The organism is Pantoea sp. K16, from assembly GCF_048452805.1.
Classification (GTDB): domain Bacteria; phylum Pseudomonadota; class Gammaproteobacteria; order Enterobacterales; family Enterobacteriaceae; genus Pantoea; species Pantoea agglomerans.
The window spans coordinates 240,573-259,275 of the sequence record NZ_JBLWNV010000002.1; the positions used below are offsets into that span (position 1 = coordinate 240,573).

The 18,703-nt window shown below is 56.8% G+C and carries 16 protein-coding genes; all 16 read right to left on the bottom strand.

Translation table 11 applies throughout. From position 1 onward, the window contains the following. Positions 1-64: 64 nt before the first annotated feature. Positions 65-583, bottom strand: coding sequence for a hypothetical protein (locus ACK13D_RS03805; RefSeq protein WP_233273060.1), 519 nt, complete (start codon positions 581-583; stop codon positions 65-67). Next, on the bottom strand, positions 558-3,122 hold the full coding sequence (locus ACK13D_RS03810; protein WP_418795741.1) for a type VI secretion system Vgr family protein: 2,565 nt from the start codon (positions 3,120-3,122) through the stop codon (positions 558-560). Before ACK13D_RS03810 ends, ACK13D_RS03805 begins: the two co-directional genes overlap by 26 nt. A 16-nt stretch (positions 3,123-3,138) precedes the next feature. After that, the gene (locus ACK13D_RS03815) at positions 3,139-4,644 is read right to left on the bottom strand and encodes a serine/threonine protein kinase (protein WP_341575609.1); all 1,506 of its coding nucleotides are present in this window, start codon (positions 4,642-4,644) and stop codon (positions 3,139-3,141) included. Positions 4,645-4,671: 27 nt separating this feature from the next. Further along, positions 4,672-7,281, bottom strand: coding sequence for a type VI secretion system ATPase TssH (gene tssH / locus ACK13D_RS03820; protein ID WP_182499951.1), 2,610 nt, complete (start codon positions 7,279-7,281; stop codon positions 4,672-4,674). Positions 7,282-7,335: 54 nt separating this feature from the next. Beyond that, positions 7,336-8,382, bottom strand: coding sequence for a type VI secretion system baseplate subunit TssG (gene tssG / locus ACK13D_RS03825; protein WP_064691207.1), 1,047 nt, complete (start codon positions 8,380-8,382; stop codon positions 7,336-7,338). Next, positions 8,379-10,250, bottom strand: a complete 1,872-nt coding sequence (gene tssF / locus ACK13D_RS03830) for a type VI secretion system baseplate subunit TssF (RefSeq protein WP_033771517.1) — start codon at positions 10,248-10,250, stop codon at positions 8,379-8,381. Before tssF ends, tssG begins: the two co-directional genes overlap by 4 nt. A gap of 2 nt (positions 10,251-10,252) precedes the next feature. Next, complete coding sequence (gene tssE / locus ACK13D_RS03835) at positions 10,253-10,828, bottom strand: type VI secretion system baseplate subunit TssE (protein ID WP_010246069.1); 576 nt, start codon at positions 10,826-10,828, stop codon at positions 10,253-10,255. Further along, entirely contained in the window at positions 10,818-11,645 is an 828-nt protein-coding gene (locus tag ACK13D_RS03840; protein ID WP_122888990.1) for a type VI secretion system accessory protein TagJ, read from the bottom strand. Before ACK13D_RS03840 ends, tssE begins: the two co-directional genes overlap by 11 nt. A gap of 16 nt (positions 11,646-11,661) precedes the next feature. Beyond that, entirely contained in the window at positions 11,662-12,636 is a 975-nt protein-coding gene (locus ACK13D_RS03845) for a hypothetical protein (protein WP_033779364.1), read from the bottom strand. 10 nt (positions 12,637-12,646) lie between these two features. Further along, the gene (locus tag ACK13D_RS03850) at positions 12,647-13,438 is read right to left on the bottom strand and encodes a PP2C family protein-serine/threonine phosphatase (protein ID WP_033779365.1); all 792 of its coding nucleotides are present in this window, start codon (positions 13,436-13,438) and stop codon (positions 12,647-12,649) included. Then, positions 13,435-15,306: a type VI secretion system-associated FHA domain protein TagH gene (gene tagH / locus ACK13D_RS03855; RefSeq protein WP_341575605.1), complete on the bottom strand. Its 1,872-nt coding sequence runs from the start codon at positions 15,304-15,306 to the stop codon at positions 13,435-13,437. Before tagH ends, ACK13D_RS03850 begins: the two co-directional genes overlap by 4 nt. A 391-nt stretch (positions 15,307-15,697) precedes the next feature. Next, positions 15,698-16,078 (bottom strand): lysozyme inhibitor LprI family protein, encoded by a 381-nt coding sequence (locus ACK13D_RS03860; protein ID WP_228379707.1) that lies wholly within the window; start codon positions 16,076-16,078, stop codon positions 15,698-15,700. Positions 16,079-16,242: 164 nt separating this feature from the next. Then, on the bottom strand, positions 16,243-16,644 hold the full coding sequence (locus ACK13D_RS03865; RefSeq protein ID WP_158131777.1) for a lysozyme inhibitor LprI family protein: 402 nt from the start codon (positions 16,642-16,644) through the stop codon (positions 16,243-16,245). Between the two features lie 12 nt (positions 16,645-16,656). Then, positions 16,657-17,532 carry a peptidoglycan-binding protein gene (locus ACK13D_RS03870; protein ID WP_158131778.1) on the bottom strand — a complete coding sequence of 292 codons (876 nt, stop codon included), beginning with the start codon at positions 17,530-17,532 and terminating at the stop codon, positions 16,657-16,659. A gap of 124 nt (positions 17,533-17,656) precedes the next feature. Further along, positions 17,657-18,139: an Hcp family type VI secretion system effector gene (locus tag ACK13D_RS03875; RefSeq protein ID WP_033779371.1), complete on the bottom strand. Its 483-nt coding sequence runs from the start codon at positions 18,137-18,139 to the stop codon at positions 17,657-17,659. 240 nt (positions 18,140-18,379) lie between these two features. Continuing rightward, the gene (locus ACK13D_RS03880; RefSeq protein ID WP_418795747.1) at positions 18,380-18,592 is read right to left on the bottom strand and encodes a hypothetical protein; all 213 of its coding nucleotides are present in this window, start codon (positions 18,590-18,592) and stop codon (positions 18,380-18,382) included. Between the last annotated feature and the right edge of the window lie 111 nt (positions 18,593-18,703).

Below are 18,703 nucleotides of genomic sequence, written 5' to 3' on the forward strand. Positions count from 1 at the left end.
TTTTTATCGGAGTAAAGGCATAAGGGCCTCAAATATGAGGCAATGGATTCAACATCACGTTCTTTTACTCATCGGCAGTAATAATAATTTTATTCAGGCAATCAGGGTTTTTGGCAGAAAATGAAAACGTGATGACCTGTCCATTAATATCTGGGGATGATGTATAGCTGGTCACTTCGTTTTCAGACTGCCCCCGAGGATAATCGGTTAACTTAACACTCTGATAGTGCTTTTTGACATCATCGAGCGAGAGGCATTTCCCATGAGGAATAAAGCTAAGGAAAGGGGGCATGCCATCAGATGTTTTACTTAAACGCAATTCAATATCCGTAATCTCCGAAGCATCTTGTAGTTTTACAGGATTAGCCTGATAGAAATTAATGTACTCATTTTGACTTTTTAATGTAAACGCCAGTGGTACGTGATGAATACGTTCCACAGATAGATTCTTTATGGAGGTACTCATTTTTGTAACAAAACCCCATATATCTTCTTTTTGCATCTTCGCTTCCACTATTCCGCTTAACATGAAACCAGCCATTAATAAAATAAATACCTTACTTTGTCGGATAATTTTTATCATACCAGCCCCCATAGTAATCTTCGTAAAGTTGATTGGTAGTTGAGGTTTTTTCACCTTTACCGAATATACGACCAATCTGCGTCCTGGCTTCGCTTTCGCTTATGTCACCTTTACTCAGGGAATCATAGATTCCGTTGTACCCTTTCTGATTTGCTGAATTGCCAGCTATACCAATATCTCTGCCCTGATTTGCAATAATTTCGCGCTGTACGCGAATATTGTTAAGTGTTGCTGCCCCTTCATCACTAAGTGCACTATTCAGGTAGGCTTCACGTGTGGTTACATTGATATCAGGCTTATACAATGCATGTCCACTCTCATGTGACAGTGACTGCACCACTTTTGCGGCATCGTTCATATGACTTTTATCAACAGTAATAATCCGGCTCTGACGATCGGCAAACGTACCTTTACCTGCAGCCCCTTCCTTAAAAACCCAGCCGCGCTTTTTGAGGGTCGTGATGTCCTGTTTCATGGTCGGTGATTTCTCAACCATATTGTCTACATCTGCGCCAAAGCCACTAAAAGAAGGACCCTGAGTATTCGTAGCTAAGCCGGCATTTTGTGACGCGTCGGCAGGCGCGCTTGCTAATGCACCTGCCTTATTCTCCTTTCCCGGCGTAAATTTCTCCTTTACAGCCGCATCAATATCACCTTTATGACCTGCACCTGGCGCAGACGTACCAGGTTTAGCACCCGAAGTATTCAGATTCAGTTTACCGCCAGTGGTGATATGTCCGTCGTTCTCAACAAAGAAGTTAAAATCTTTTCCAATAAGATTTATTGTGCCATTAGCATTGAGCTCAATGGCACTTTCACCAGAAACAAGTCTCAACTGCGATCCCGACGCCAGAACATACTGTTCGACTACTGCATCAACTTTACTCAGGCCAGTGAGGATTTCAGTTCCGCCTTTTATGGCCTGAATCTGATTACCTTCAACCCTGTTGAGCTCATTTTTAGCCACATAGTGGCTTCGTTCCCCACCAACACTATGTGATTCATCGTTTTTAACATGGGTATCCATGTTCTTCTGCGCCTGAATCCACAGATGTTCCTCACCCGATTTATCCTCAAACCTTAACGCGTTCGCGGTGTCCGCCGTGCCATCCTTCGACCGGCTCAAAAAGCCCATCTGCGTCGCTGCCGCCGGCAGCGCCCACGGCGGCATGCTTGCCTCGTTGTAAACCCGGCCGATGATCAGCGGACGATCCGGATCGCCGTTGATGAAGTCCACCACCACTTCGTCGTTCACTCGCGGGATCTGCACCCCGCCAAATCCCTGGCCCGCCCAGGCGCTGGAGACGCGCACCCAGCAGGAGCTGGTATCGTCGCCCTTCGCCAGCCGGTCCCAGTGAAACTTCACCTTTACCCGGCCGTAGCGGTCGGTCCAGATCGACTCGCCTTTCGGGCCCACCACCTTCGCGGTCTGCGGGCCGTGCGTTTTCGGCCACGCCGTTTCCGGCGGCGTGCGGTAGGTCACTGACGACGGCAGCACCGTGAAGTGGATGTTGTGACGGCTGTCGCCGGTGTCGCCGCTGGCGTAACTGTTTTCGGCAAAGTCATAGGTCGCCGAGGTCACCAGATACTCGCCGTTGTCGCTGAAGTGCGGCGCGTTGATGATGGAGAAGGTAAAGCCCGGCGCGATGCCGGTGGCCGTGCCCGACCCGCTGACGCTGTGGTGCTCGGCCTGCCACACTTCCTGACGGATGCGCGCATAGGACTCACCGTGGCTGTGGTCGACAAAATGGCCCGGCCAGTCGTAAACGTCCACCGAGCCCGGCACCGGCGACGCCGGATTCTGCCGGGCCTGCAGCATCCAGGCGTTCGGCTTGCGGAAGTCGTAGTCGTCGGTACTGTAGATGCCCGGCGTCACGCTTTCCGCCAGCGACCACTGGCTGATGCCCTCCTCAGTGACCACGCCGCCCGACGGGGTGACGTGATAGGCAATGGTCTCATAGCCCGGAAACGCCTGATGCTGGTCCGGCGCGTCGCACAGCACCAGCGTATGTTTGTCCGCCTCGTGGCGGAAGAAGTAGTAAATCCCCTCCAGCTCCATCAGGCGGCTGATAAAGTCCAGGCTGCTCTCCTGATACTGCACGCAGTACTCCCACACCCGGTAGCTGCCCGCCAGGCGCGTCTCCACACTGACCCCGTACTCTTTCAGCAGCGTCTGCACAATCTGCGGCACCGTCTGGCTCTGGAAGATGCGCAGGTTGCGGTCGCGCTTCATCGGCCACAGGTCCGGCTCGACCGTCAGCTCATAGACCGCGTAGCGGGTGCCGCTCAGCTCCTGGCTGCGCACCGCCACCCGGGTGATTTTGCCGTTAAGGTAGCGCGGGCTCAGCGCGTTCATCAGCCCGTCGGTCGGCAGCGTAAACGTCACCGGCTTCCCCAGCAGGGCGTGGCGGTCGATGCGCGCGTCGGTGGCCAGCAGTTCAGCGGTGAGCACAAACGGACGGGACAGCGTCTCGGTGCCCTTAAGCGTATGGAACAGCAGGCCGTCCGCCGGCAGCTGTGCAGTAATGCGTGAGAACATAAGTAATCCCTGACTATTAACTGTGTGGATCGAGCAACCAGACACCTTCTTCACTGATGTTCAGCGTTTGTTCGCGGGTGCCACTCTGGCCGCTGATGGCGAAGGTGTAGTTGCCCGGCGCCAGCTGCAGCGTGGCGAAGCCATTCACCGCCGGCACCAGCGCCTGCGGCTGACCGTTCACCTGAACGCGTTCACCCTGCTGCAGACGGATATAGACCTGGGCGACCGGAGCGGGCGGTGGTGCCGGTTGTGGATCGGGTTCACGTGCGGCGGTCTGCACCGGCTCAGCAGTCTGAGCCGGAGTGCTGGCAACCGTATCCGGTGAGGCGTCAGCCTGGGTCGGAGGCGCGGCAACCGGCTGGTTAACCGGCGCGACGGTGACGGCAGGCGCGTCGTTCTGCGTGATCTCAGCCGGCGGTGTCTGTTCGTTACCGCGTGACATCAGCAGACCGGCACCCAGGCCGACCAGCACGCCAGCGGCAACCAGGCCTGGCAGTGCAAAGCGGTATTCCAGCAGCGTTTTCAGTTTAGAGGCGGGTTTGATGACCTCCTCTTCTTCTTCAATCGGCACCAGCATGGTGCCCGGTCCGCTGATTTTTGCGCTAAGCAGCGGTTCCGGTTCACGTTCCGGTAGCGCCATCAGCGCAGCAAAATCATCAATGCTCTGCGGACGATCTTCCGGTTTCAGCGCCAGCGCGCGATCGACGGCGCTCAGCAGCGCAGACGAGTAGCCTGCCAGACGACGCTGCATCAGCGGCTGGTAGTTATCTTCGATGCTGCGCACCACGCTGACCGGCGGTGGCGCACCGGTGATCAGGGTATGCAGCACCGCGCCCAGCGCGTAAATATCGGTCCACGCGCCCTGCTCACTCTCATCGTTGTCGCTGTACTGCTCAATCGGCGCATAGCCGGGACGCAGCATGGTCTCGCTCTCATCCGACAGATTGCCGATAGTTTTACGCGCCGACCCGAAGTCCAGCAGGATCGGCTCGCCACTGCTCTGAATCTGGACGTTATCCAGCGAAATATCGCGGTGCAGATAGCCCGCTTCATGGATGGTTTTGATCGCGCCCAGCAGCGGTGGCAGCATGCGACGGATCCAGGCCTCATTTACCGACTGCGGATTACGTTCGCTGAAGTTCGAGAGCGTGGTGCCGCTGTAGAACACCGTGCCCATATAGGCGGTATCGTTCTGCACCCAGAAACGCAGCACGTGCAGCAGGTTGGGATGGTTAAAGCGCGCCAGCAGCCGCGCCTCCTGAATAAAGCTGTTCAGTCCGGCGTGGAAGGTTTTGCTGAACCGTTCGCTGCGCAGCACCAGATTCAGATCATCGCTGCGCACTGCCAGTGAGGCGGGCATAAACTCTTTGATCGCGATATCACGCTCAAGCTGGTGATCCCAGGCGCGATAGACGATGCCAAAGCCGCCACCGCCGATGACCTCTTTGATTTCAAACTCATTGAAGCGGTAACCCAGCGGCAAGGCGTTGGGGACATTCAGGGGTTGATCATGTTCCGACATATTCGATTACTCTCTGATAGCCAGGCTTTAAACCGCGAACTGGCAGACAAATTCACCCTGCTCACAACGCACATCGACGCGGCGATAGCGTTCATCACGGGCGTGGGCGCTCAGCAGGATCTGGCTCATCTGTGGCAACAGCGTGTTGGTGAGGATGGCATCCACCATGCGACCGCCCGACTCGACTTCGGTGCAGCGCTGCACGATCTGGCTCACCACCGACTCGTCGATCTGCGCTTCAATGCCGTGATTCTCGGCCAGACGACGCACAATGCGCGCCAGCTGCAGCCGCACAATCTCCGCCAGCATCGCGTCGCTGAGCGGGTAATACGGCACCACCAGCAGACGGCCCAGCAGCGCAGGCGGGAACACCTCCAGCAGCGGCTTACGCAGCGCGGTGCTCAGGGCGTCGGGATCGGGCATCAGTTCAGGATCGGCACACATCGCGCTGATTAACTGCGTGCCGACATTGGAGGTCAGAATGATGATGGTGTTGCGGAAATCGATGTGCCGGCCTTCGCCATCCTCCATCCAGCCTTTATCAAACACCTGGAAGAAGAGCTCATGCACATCCGGATGGGCTTTCTCAATCTCATCCAGCAGCACCACGCTGTAGGGACGACGGCGAACGGCTTCGGTCAGCACGCCGCCCTCGCCGTAGCCGACGTAGCCCGGCGGTGCGCCTTTCAGCGTCGAGACGGTGTGCGCCTCCTGAAACTCACTCATGTTGATGGTGATGATGTTCTGCTCGCCGCCGTACAGCGACTCGGCCAGCGCCAGCGCGGTTTCGGTTTTGCCGACACCGGAAGGCCCGCACAGCATAAACACACCGACCGGCTTGTTGGGATTATCAAGGCGCGCGCGCGAGGTGCGTACCCGTCTGGCGATCAGATCCAGGCCGTGACGCTGGCCGATGACCCGCTGGTTCAGGGTGTCGGCCAGATTCAGCACCGCGTCGATCTCATTCTTCACCATTCTGCCCAGCGGAATACCGGTCCAGTCAGAGACCACGGCAGCCACCACGCCTGCATCGACGGCGGCAAACAGCAGCGGCGTGTCGCCCTGCAGCGCAGTAAGCTGCTGCTGCGTCGCATCACGCTGTTCACGCAGCGCCGCATCCTCTTCTGTCACACAGCGGGCGCGCAACGCAATCAGCGTCTCGACCAGTTCGCGCTCCTGCAGCCAGCGCTGTTGCAGCGCATCCCGCTCGGCTTCCAGCGCAGTGCGCTGCGCTGCAATCGCCTGCTGGCGGGTGGCGTCGCCCAGGCCCACCCGGATTTCACGTTCAATGATCTCCGCTTCAATCTCCAGCGCCGCCAGACGGTGAAGACAATCTTCCAGCGCCGCGGGCTGCGCGCCCTGGCTAACTGCCACGCGGGCGCAGGCGGTATCCAGCAGCGCCACCGCTTTGTCAGGCAGCTGGCGCGCCGGAATGTAGCGATGCGACAGTTTCACCGCCGCACTGACCGCATCATCCAGCAACAGCACCCGATGATGTTTCTCCAGCGCGCTGACGGTGCTGCGCAGCATCAGAATCGCTTTGGCTTCATCCGGCTCCTGCACCTGCACGGTCTGGAAGCGACGGGTCAGCGCCGGATCTTTCTCAATGTACTTTTTGTATTCCGCCCAGGTGGTCGCGCCGATGGTGCGCAGCTGTCCACGTGCCAGCGCCGGTTTCAGCAGGTTGGCGGCATCACCGGTGCCCTGCTGACCGCCTGCCCCGACCAGGGTGTGGATCTCATCAACAAACAGCACAATCGGCGTCGGGCTGGACTGCACCTCATTGATCAGCGCCTGCAGTCGCGCTTCAAACTCCCCTTTCATGCCGGCACCCGCCTGCAGCATGCCGATGTCCAGCAGCCAGAGCTGCACATCGCGCAGCGGCGCAGGCACATCGCCCGCCGCGATACGCAGCGCAAGGCCTTCGACCACCGCGGTTTTGCCGACGCCCGCTTCGCCGGTCAGCAACGGGTTGTTCTGGCGGCGACGCATCAGGATATCGACCATCTGGCGGATTTCGTCGTCACGTCCGGTTACCGGATCAATGCGGCCTTCACGGGCACGCGCCGTCAGGTCCTGCGCATATTGTGCCAGCGTACTGCCACTGGCGGCGGGCGGTGCGCCGCCAGCATCCGCCGGTGCGCTCAGCGCCTGCTGCGCTTCTTTGCTGTTGCCGAGCAGCGTGTCGAACTCGGCCAGCAGCGCATCGGCGTTGACGCGACTGAACTGACCGGAGATACCTTTCAGCACGCTGGCCAGGTTGAAGGTTTTCAGCATGCCGATCAGCAGATGGCCGCCGCGAATGCGGGTCGCGCCATATTTCAGCGAGGCGTAAACCCACGCCCGTTCAACGGCGCTGTCGATATGCTCGGAGAGGTCGGAGACCGCACTGGCACCGCGTGGCAGGCGATCCAGCGCGGCAACGATGTCCTGAGTCAGGGCCTTTTCATCCAGTGAAAAATGTGTGATGACCTGCTGTAAGTCGCCATCCTGCTGCTGCATCAGCTGATGCAGCCAGTGCACCAGCTCAACATAGGGATTGCCGCGCAGTTTGCAAAAGGCGGTGGCGCTTTCCAGCGAGGTAAATAACAGCGTATCCAGTTTGCCGAATAGCACGGCACGGCTGATTTCTGACATAGGGGGCTCTCTTCAATGAAAGACGCAGGCTGTGTAACAGGGAAATCGGCTGGGCTAGCGCGAAGCAGCCTCAACCTCAAACATAAAATCTTCACGATCTTGCGGCTGCGGCGCATGCCCCAGCCAGCTGGTATAGCCAAGTCGGGCAGTGCCACCCAGCGCCACACCCTGCACCTCGTCAGCGGCCAGGATCAGGCTGAGATCCCACTGCATTTCGATGCCGAGGTAGTGACGCACCCAGTCGCGTACTTCACGCGCGCCGGGGGCATCGGGCAGAAAACGGGCATATTGCGCGGCGCTGAGCGGTCCCAGGTGCAGGCGAAAACGGTGCTGCACGTCGCGCACCGCCACGCCGAGAAACGCAGAAGCGCCCAGCCGGGGCATATGGCGTCCCGCGCCCAGGCGGGCCTGATCGCGGCTGTCCAGCGTCAGCCAGTGCGGCAGGTTCTGCGTCAGCCTGACCGGCACACCAAAGTAGTGGCGCAGAATGCGCACCAGCCCTTCGGCATCGTGGCCGTGGCGGCTGAGATGGCCCACCAGCATCAGCCGGGCATGGAGGCTGAGCGAGCTGGCCTGCTGCTGGGCCGGTAAACCGATTCCCGCCAGGCAGGCGAGATAGTTCAGGAAGCGACTGTCGTCGGGGCGATCCAGCGACACGGTCGGCTGCGCATCGGCCCAGGCACGATAAAAAAGCAGCGTAGCGCGATGGTGAAACAGGTCAGCAAACGCCGAGAGGCTGTGATCCTGATGATGCACGATACGTTCATGCACATATTCGGTCAGATGGGTCGGCAGCGGGCCGTTGGGGCCAAACAGGCCGAAGCTGTAGATGGAGAGCTCATGACGTCCCGCCTCGTCACGCGGCGTGGCGCTGGCGACGGTGGCGGGCGCAAACGCCAGTGACGGTGTCTGACCGATGCGCACCGATTCGAACTTCGGCAGCGGCGCACGGCCCAGCGGATAGCGCTGACCGCCCTGCGCATCCAGCCGCCGCAGCAGCTGGAACAGATCGTAGCGCCACGGCGCGGCCATCACCCGCTGCCAGAAATCATCCGGCAGACGGGTGAGCCGGGGCAGCGAAATCACCTTTTCGCCACTCATATCAGCGCTTTCCGGCCCATGCGCGGCGGCCAGTAGCCCACTTCTCCGCGCTGCTGGCTGTTCAGGGTGAACTCCGTGAAGCTGTTCAGCGCCACAAGGCGGCCACAGACCCGCTCCAGCACGCTGCCGAACAGCCACGGGCTGGCCCCCGAAAACGCCTGCTCATCCACTTCCAGCGTGATGCTGACGCCGCGCGCAAATACCACCGGGCCCGGCTCCGGCACGCGGCGGTTGACAGCGCTGAGCGTGCAGTGGCGGATGCCGTCAATCTGACGGGCGACCGGCGCTTCCGCCAGGTTGGCGTAGAGGCTCAGCAGCTGACGCAGCGCCGCCGCGCCTTCTCCGTCGCTGCTGTCCATCAGGCTGAGGTAGTTCATCTGCAGATGGCTGATCAGCCGCCACGCGGAAAGTCCCTCGGCCAGCGCCGGACGCGGAGGCGTCGGCCCTTTGCACAGCTTCAGCTCCGATACCGGAATGGAGTCCGGCATCACGAAGTTACCCTGATCCTGCTGCAGCATCAGCGGCAGATCGCGACTGGTGCACATCACGTCGGCGGAGAGATAGCGCACCTCGTCGTGCCACGGCGCGTGATGCTCATCCACCAGCGACAGAAAGACTTCTGAGCCGATGTAACCGGTGCGCGTGCCGTAGCGCTGCGCCTGCTCGGACAGCGTGCGCTGTTCGCGGCGCAGTGAAAAATAGGCACCGTAATCGCCCTGGTCACCGCTGAAGGTGCTCCAGAACGGACGGAAAACCTGCTCTTCCCGCTTGCCCTCTACCGTAGCGAACAGTCGCTGTACCGAGTGCACCTCATAATCCAGCGGCCGGATGTTATCTACCACCAGGTGATATTCATGCTGGCTGTCGCTGACCTTCAGGCGCTCGGCGGTTTTCGGAAACAGATTGATGACAGGCGTGCAGTGCAGCGCCAGATGGCTGTGATCGACCACGCTTTCCAGTGCGCTGTCCGCTTTGTCGAGCAGAATGATGATATCGAACGCCATGGCGTTGTCGCAGCGGCGCAGAAACGGGGCCAGCTGGCTCAGGCTGATAAACTGGAAGCGCGCCGGAAAGGCGAAATACTCCTGCAACAGACGATAGCCGTCAAAGTTGCGCAGATCGTCCGGCAGCAGCGCCTGCTCCGGCGCAAAGCCCTCCTGCTGTAACGCGTCGTCCGTCAGCACCTGACGCTGCGGACGCTTCTCAACCGACTGCAGCACGATGCCCACCCGGTGCTGCATCAGCAACTCCAGCAGTTTAAGCGCCTGGATATCCGGGCCGCTGAGAAACAGCATCAGATCGTCCACGCTGAGCTGGCTAAGCGAGGAGATCCCTTCGCAGCTGATGCGGATACGCAGCGCACTGACCGCGCCCAGACCGCCGAGTTTCAGCTCGCCAGAGGGCAGATCGCCGGGCACGCCGCCGAGACTGGCTTCACTGATGCGCAGCGGATGCAGTACCACATCGTGCGCGGTGGTGTAGCTGCAGGTCACGCCGGTTTTTTTCAGGTTCTGGCTCTCCATCATGGTGCCGCGCGGCACGCGAAAGCCCTGGGTGATGTCGCCTTTGCGGCTGTCCGGCGTCAGCTGAGCGATCGCCATTGACGGCGTTGGCGAGAGATAGGATGGCGCAATCATCTCCAGCAGACGCTGCGAGAAACGCGGAAACTCCGCATCCATCTTCAGCTGCACGCGCGACGTCAGGAAGGCAAAACCTTCCATCAGCCGCTCGACATAGGGGTCCGCCACGTCAATGCCGCGCATGCCAAGACGTCCTGCCACTTTAGGGTAGCGCGCAGCGAACTCGGCCCCCATCTCACGCAGGTAGGCCAGTTCACGGTTGTAATAGTCGAGCAGATTGCTGTCCATGATTACCCTGCATCCTGTAGTTCGAAATGGCCGCTCTCCAGATCAACCTGAGTGCGGAACAGAAACGCCAGCGGATAAGGCACGCACCAGAGCCGCCCTTTGATCTCAATCGACAGCACGTTGTGCAGGCTGAGCGAGCCGAGATCGCTGACGCAGCGCACCTGTAAACCCTGCGGCAGGATGCGCGGCTCGAAGTGCAGAATGGCGTTGGTCATTTTGCGCTGCATATCCTGCCATTCGATATCGGAGACGTTCTGCCCGGCCAGCGGTGCCACACCGAAGTTCCAGACAGAGCGCTGCACCTGATCAAAGCCGCTCAGATCCTGCTGGGCTTCGTTGTTGATGGTGTTGAACAGCCACTGCAGATCGCGCAGTACGTGGCGGCGCAGCGTGCTGTGAGTGATCAGCATGCTGTTGTCCGCTTCCTGCTGTTTATCCGGCGCGTTGTCGGTCAGGCGATCCAGCAGCGAGGATTGCAGCTTGTCGCGGGCGGTTAACGCATCACGTTTTTTACGCGCGCGAAAGCCGCCATGCAGTTGGGCATAGCCGTCGTTTTGCGCGCCTGAATCATGGCTCATCGGCGGACTCAACGCTGTCAAACGCGACCTGCTGCAGGCTCAGCAGCGAAAATTCCGCGCTGTCGCTGAGCCACATTTTTTGCCCCTGACCGATGAACTGGTCCGGATCGTTGCCCAGCGGCTGCCATTCAGTGACGCTGGCGCGCAGAAAACGCTCGTCTGATTCAGCCCGCAGCGGATAGCGCGCCGGGATCTGGCACACCTGCTCACTGCCATCAACCAGCTGCACACGCGTGTGACGCCACACCAGATCGGTGACGCTGGCGGGTGCCTGAAACTGCATCTCACGAATGGCGGCAAACGGGATCCAGTAATAACGGCCCTGACTGATGACTTCACACACTGGCCCGAAACGGCTGTCGCCATCCATCAGCCAGCTGAATGCGGTGGGCTGAGCCTGCTGCGTTGCGGTGCCGGGATTGGCCGCCGCGAGCTCAAGCGCTTCAGCCCGCAGCGTGCTGCCGCGCGCGACATCACCCGCCGTTTCGGCCTGCAAGGCGGCTAGCAGCGTGTCGCACCAGTGCCAGGCGCTGCCCGGCAGCACCGGGTCGGCCTCGCCACGCAGCACCGCGTCACGCTGTAATTCACCGGCGATCGCCTGTTGCAGCAGATTAACTGTCGGTTGCGCCTGCGGGCTTAACGCCAGCCAGGATTGCAGCTGCGTCTGCGCACGCGCCCAGTTGCCGGAAAGACAGAGCAGCTGCACAAAGGCGGCCCGCAGGTCAGCATTCGCCGGATTCGCCTGAATCTGGCGGGTCACGTCAGCGAGCGTCTCGCCGAGGGTGGCGCTGGCCAGGCGGTGTTGTAAGGATTCCATGCAAACTCCTTTTGCGTCAGTTAAGGGTGCGGTAGACCGCAGCGGCGGGATCTTTCAGTTCAGGATGCAGTTTTTCCACCAGCTGCACGCTCAGCGCGGCATCGCCGCTGATCCACGGCGACCAGACTTTACGGACTTCCTGCAGACGCGCCTGCAGCGCACTCTGATCGGCCGCTTCGCTGACGGGCATCTGCACTACCACCTGACGCGTTGCCTGCCAGCCGTTAAAGCGGTTGCTGAACGGCAGAATCAGCCAGCTGTCCGGGGATTTTTCATTGCTCAGCACCATGCGTTCACTGTTGACCGTGGTGATGTGCAGTTCGGCAGTGGGCGACTGATTGCTCAACCCCATCACCGGAAAACCCTGCAGGAAGGTCACGCCGACTGCCGCAGGTGCGCCGTTACCCTGTTGCGTCAGTCGGCTGTGTCCACTTAGCCAGCCATCAGAACCACAGATCAGCCCCTGATTTGCCGGAACAAACAGCGCGCTGCCCTGTGCCGGGTGCTGCCACCAGGTGCGGAAATGGCAGCCGTCCAGCAGACTGAATTGCAGCCACGGCGACGTGTCGGCCTGAGCAGCGTTGCGCAGTACGTCTGCGGGGACCGCCGTAGCCGTCGGCTGGACCGGTTGAGTCGCGGGCGGCGTCACCACGGTTTTCCACTGCTGCGCACGGGCGGCGCTGCCAGTAGCGATTTCACTCCCCTGCGCATCGGTCAGTTGCCAGTGCAACTGTTGCAGCGGTTTACACTGCGACGCCATCAGTCCGGCAACGCGCGGCAGAAAATCTTTCAGAACCGCGGCGTTTTTTTCGCCCAGGGTTACGATGCGCAGGTTAATGGTGCTGTTACACCAGCTCGACAGCTGATTGTTTTTTACGTCATCAATCCAGACATCCAGTTTCTGTGCCGGGGACTGTACGATGCGATAGTTTTCAGCATAAGCATGCGTGCTGAGCAGCAGCGCAGCCAGACCCAGTAATCCATATTTCATGTTGGCGTTCTCAATCTCGCAGAGGGAAGAACTGCGCCGCTTCAGAGAGCGAGTGCAGCAAGGTGGTGTCCTGAGGTGATCCAATCCAGACGGCCAGCGCGCTGAAATTATCCTGCTGCCCCTGATCCGGCTGATCGTTCCTGATGATTTGCTGCATCAGCGTCAGCCACTCTTCCGGCGTATTCACCATGTGCAGCGACTGCTGCATCTGTTCCAGCGTCACGCCGTGCCAGAAACCATCGGTGCAGAGTAAAAAGGCGTCGCCATCTTCAATCCCGACCACCTCGCTGTAGCTGGCGTCGCGCTGCTCATCGCCCATCCCCAGCGCAAAATAGAGCAGATTGCTGTTGATGCCTTCGGTGCGATGTCCGGCATCTTTCATCTGCTGCACCAGGCTGTGGTCGGTGGTCACGAGATAGAGATAGCCGCGACGGAACAGATAGAGGCGGCTGTCGCCTGCATGGGCCCAGCAGGCCAGATGGTAGTCGCGGTCAATGAACAGGCTGACCAGCGTAGTGCCCATCCGGCTGTGTTCGCTGCTGGCTTTCTGCTGCTGACGGATGGCGTGATTCGCCTGATTGACGTAGTTACGAATCGACTGCGCATTGAGATGCGCATCGCCATCAAACGCCTGCAGCAGGCTGCTGCGGGCAATCGATGCCGCGATGTCCCCGCCGGGAAATCCGGCCACACCGTCGCAGACCACAAAGCAGGCCGAGCGCTTACCGATGACATCACCGATCTGATCCTGGTTACTGGCGCGATCGCCCTGATTCGACGTCGAGGCAATAGTGATATTCATGCGTCATCCGTGTGGGTTTGTGAGTCTTTGTACTGATTAACTTCCAGGTCATAGGCGTGCAGGAACGCTTCGCCGAACAGGGTGTGGAAATCGTCTTCGATCTCGCCCGCCGTCTCGCCGTAGCGCTCAACAAAATGCTCCCAGAGCGCCGCTTTACGGCTGCCCGGCAGGCCGATACGTGACACCGATCCCGCCTGACGCGCCTCCTCCTCCAGTTGCTCCGGGTTAAAGGATTGCAGCATTGAGGCGATGATGGCGCGGATACCGGCGATCATGCCCAGCTGGTGCGCCTGCAGATCGATCAGCGCATCACGCACAGCCTGACGCGGCGGCATAAAGCCCGGCATCCGGCTGCCAAACATCTGCATTAAGACGGTTTTGCCCGAAGGCAGTAGCTTGAACGGGTTGTTGGCGTCGTCGAGGATCACCGTCATGTCAGCCTTTACCCCGCGCTTGAGGATCGAACGCGATGAGAGCAGCGCCACCGTGCCCTGAGAAAACATGCTCAGCATCTGCCCGAATTGCAGCATCTGCTCACGGTCAAATTGCGGCGTCGGTTGCAGGTCGCGCAGACCCATTCCCTCCAGCAACGCATCCAGTAGTTCGCCCTTGAGAGCATCACCGCTGCTTTCGCTGGGTGTCGTCGGGTGCGCAGCGGCGGCATGGTGGCGACCGGAAGCTACGGGATCGATGCGCAACCGCCCTTTCGGCGTCGGGGATGGCGTACGCTGTACCGCCTGCGGCGTGGGCAGCGTAATTCCGCCGTAATCGATCTGTGGATTTACCGCGTCAGACTGGCCGGGCAGTTCCTCGTCAATCAGCGGTGTCTGCTGCTGTGCCTCAGGGTGAGGCTGGCTGTGAGTCTCATGCTGTGATTCGTCGAAGCTGAACAGCGGTGAATGATCCATGTCGGTCAGGCTCGCGGGAGCCTGCTCCGATGGATGTGCGGCCATCGGCTCATTTTTTGCCACCGGTTGAGGTGGCACATGCAACGTGGCCGGTTTCGGCGTCGTCAGCTCCGGCTGCGCCAGCGGCACCGCGTTGCCCATCATCAGACCCAGCGGATCATCATGGTTGCGCACATCCGTGCTGCTCTCGCCGTCAAACAGGCTCAGCGGATCAAGTTCAGCGGCAGGCGTTTCAGCCTGCGGTGGCGCCGTGTTTTGCTGAGCAGACAGCGTGCTTGGCGTCCGGTCGTCAAAAATACTCTGCTGCCCGAACAGCGCATCGCCTTCATCAAACAGGCTGCTATTTTTTGGCTGCTGCCCATAATCCAGCGGCGCATCGTTAATCAGCTGAGCCAGCGGATCTTCCGGATTACGATCAGGACGAGCGGGCGCAGTCAGCGGATGGGCCTCAGGCATCTCTGGCGCAGCTTTGCGTTTAGAGAGATCGTCCGAAATCGAAAACTCTTTCGCCAGGCTGTCCCAGATTTCGCTGGGAATGGCGGCGGTGGTGCTGGCTTTTTCCGCTGCCGGTTCGCGAGCGGGTGCTACGGACTGCACCGGCTCAGGACGCGGAACAGCCCTTTCACTCTGCGGCTGCTGTGTACTGTTGAGATCGCTGACCAGCAATTGGTAATCATCGATGCCCAGTATGTCTCCATCCTGCAGCTCAACCTGACGTCCGCGTTCCAGCGGAATATCGTTGAGTAACACGCGCGTCACATTGCCACGGTTGGTCAGGCGACATTCGCCATTTGCCGTGATGTGTACAATCGCCTGCAGGCGGGAGAGTGTGCGATCGTCATCCGGCAGCACCAGATTATTATCCACACCACGACCAATGGTGCCGCCAGGCGGAAAGAAATCACAATGAGTTTGCGGCGGCTGTTGGCCGGGTTTAGTCGTTATTATCGTAAAGCGCATAACGGATTCCTGCGGTTAGCGGTTCGGCATCTATACCGCGCACCTCTCGGGGAAAGGCGCGCGGTATAGAGAGCGGGGGGATTTAATTTTGGGAGTTGTTTTTTAAATACTCTGCCACTGGATTAATTCAATTATTTAAACAGATAAAAATTATATTTATTTAAGAAGATGAAGCTGCGTTAACGGCTTATCTTTAATTAACATACAGGGTAAACATTAAAATAGCTGCAAAGATGATTGCATTACAATCACCAGAAACCACTCTGCTGAAATATCATTTATGCAGAATTATTTACCGGCATTGTAAAAACGGGATTAAAGCGTAATGCAGAGAGTGATATTCATAGAGAATATCGTGCCCAGCCTGTAAACCCTGAGCACGACGACATAATCAGTAAGGCAGTTGCTTCAGAATAGCAGTGCGTTCTTTGTCGATGCGGATAACACAGAGGTTGGTGGCAACCGCATTCGCATTGCTGCCTTCTTCAGCGGCAAAGGCTTCCAGCTTGCACTGACCATCACGATACTTCAGCCAGTTACGCTGGGTATCCACCAGCGTGGCGACATAGTCATCAGCCAGTTTTTTCTGCGTGCCGTACATCTGTACAATGCGTTTTTTAGCCGTCTGGTATTCTTTGTTGAGGTCATCTTCCGCCAGCTTCTTTTGCTGAACAGTACACTGAAATAGCGCACCGTCTGAAGGCTGTTTTGCACAGGTATCTTCAGCGAGCGCTGAAGCGCTGATGCAAAGAGACACAGTGATTAAAGCCAATTTATGCAGTCTCTTCATATTTTTCTCAGCAACTTTTAATGCAAATAAAATTTTTATCAGCCCCGAATTTATCTGGGCTGATAAATAACTTTAAGAAATCATATAACGCTTTCTTTCTGCTTCACAGAGTGAAATCCTCAACACTGTTAACAGTACTTTTACTATCAGTGATAGGGTATTAACTTCAGCTTTTTAATTCTTTGCTCGTTAAGTTCAGAAGTACACATATTAATATTAGCGTTACTTAAATCACTTCCCTTATCTGCAGCATAAGAAGCCAGCTTACAGTCATTATCTCGATATTTCAGCCAGGCTCGTTGAGCTTCAGTCAACGTATCCATATACTGACTTAACTCTTTATCGTCACCTTTAAAAAGCGTTTCAACTCTGGTTTTAGCGAGTTTATATTCTTTATTTAAGTCAAGCTCAGTTTCGTTTCTGTTTTTCTGGGCACAGGTATAAACTTCCTGATCGTTATTACCTTGTGCGCAGTCCGTTGTTGCATACGCAGGCTGTAACGCAAAAAAACCTGTTGCGAACATCGAGATAAATAACAAATTTTTCATAAGTCTCCCATTTCATTTCCGGCTTCGAAGATAACGAGCACGATTACGGCCTTTCTCATACTTTTGAAGAATGCTTGAACTATCAATAAAATCAGCAAGCTTGTCAATATCATTATACATAGCGGCTTGCATGTTAAGCTTAAAACCAGCGCCCTGATAAACCAAATCTACAACGATATCTTTTATCGGCGGCTTTAACTGATCCCAGTTTGTTCTTTCAGCATTCTCTGCAGTTTTTGATAAATAAACTGACCTTGCCCGGCTTACATATATAGGATAGATAGTTTCAAAAAGCCTGGCCTGCGATTCACGCGTAATTACACCACACTCTATTTTATTTTTTCTTACCCATACTTGCGCTGCAGTTTCTTTTTTATTGGCACCTAAAGATAGCGTTCTCGCCTGCTGCTCTTCAACCCCGACTCGGATAAGATCAAGGTAGACTTCATCTGAACTTCTTCCCCCCATATCATAACCTCGACCAATGGTTACGCCTGACTTACCCCCAGGCCAGTGTATGTGCCTGCTAAAATAAGGACTGTGAGGATTGTCATTACCTTCGGCATCGAACGTGACCTGTCCGGCACTCACAGTAAGGCGACCAGAATTGTTATTTATATTTTCTGGTGGATTAGACGCAGGGTTTATTTTATTACTATCTGACAGTTTAGAAAGCGTATTCCACGTCTTGCCATGGATATCGACAACGCCATCCGGGCGAGACATAAAACGGGATTGAAACTGTTTGATCGCTTCAATGGTTTTTGGTCCCATTCGGCCATCGGCACGAAGCTGAGGATATCCATTGCGCTGTAACAACTGCTGTACTGTCTTCACGTCACCGTATTGATTACGGCCACCTACACCAACCGAGCCAGTAATACTCATCTACTATCTCCGCACAATATTGTTGATTCAGAGAGTCCTTGTAAACCGGCTGGAGAATGCGCATGACGACGCTGACTTCTCTGGCCAGGAGAGATACGCCCCCTGTCCGGAGGCGTATCGCTTCTTACGCTTCTTTGTTGCCTTTGATATCCCAGCCAGCGCTGGTTTCTGCGCCTTTACCACCGGAAGAGCTCTGCTCCCAGTACTGCTGTTTCACTTTAGAAGCCTGGAAGGCATAGGTTACGCCCAGGGTATCGTCGTGCTCAGAACCCACAAACTGAACGTTAGTGACCAGCACATCTTCCAGGGTGATGCGGGTATATTCAATTTGTGTGCCGCCCGCTTTGCAAACGGACACTTCAACTTTAGCGACGTGCTTACCGCTGGCACAGTTCTTGAGCAGCGCGGTGACAGCCTTATCGATTTTGGCGTTGATGTGCAGGTCGTTAAAATTAACTTTACCCGCACCGCCACCGCCACCCACACTCATGTTGCCTGGCTGGCTGGCACCCCAGGAAAAGGAGTCAATATCGATCCATCCCGTGTGGTTTGAATCTTTAGACTCACCGGTAATGCCGTCTACCTTCAGATACATATCAATAGCCATTATCTTTCACTCTTTATTGGTTGAGATTATTGCTTTCAAAAAAAGCAAGGATATGGCAAAAAGAAAAGCATGGGGCTGAATAAAACAGTCCATATTTTACCTTTGCCTTGCTTCTGAAATATCGTCATAAACCATATTTCAGATATTGCGTTGCCGGGCACCGGGCCGGGCAATTTATTTATTCATTTCTCATGATGAGAAATCGAGGTTCTGACAGGCATTCAGGAAGCAGATAAGCACTTAATAAATTTCTCTTAGCTTATCCGCCGCCCAGTAAAAACCGAACGATGCAGTAACTGAAATAGTAATCACAATGCCGTTAATTATTTTCCCCATCATCGTGACATTCCAGTCACAGAAGAAAAGGTAATAACCTGCACAGGTAATTAAAATAAGAGAAGAAATAAAAACCAGCAGATAATCCAGCAAGCGCAAAGCTGATTTTTTAAGCATCCTTTTCCTCCCTGACATTTATCTCAGCAACCTTCTGTCAGCCATCAGGCGCAAAACCCTTTCGCGCCTGATAAACCTGTAATTCAGAGGATGAATGATGCCAGGTCATCC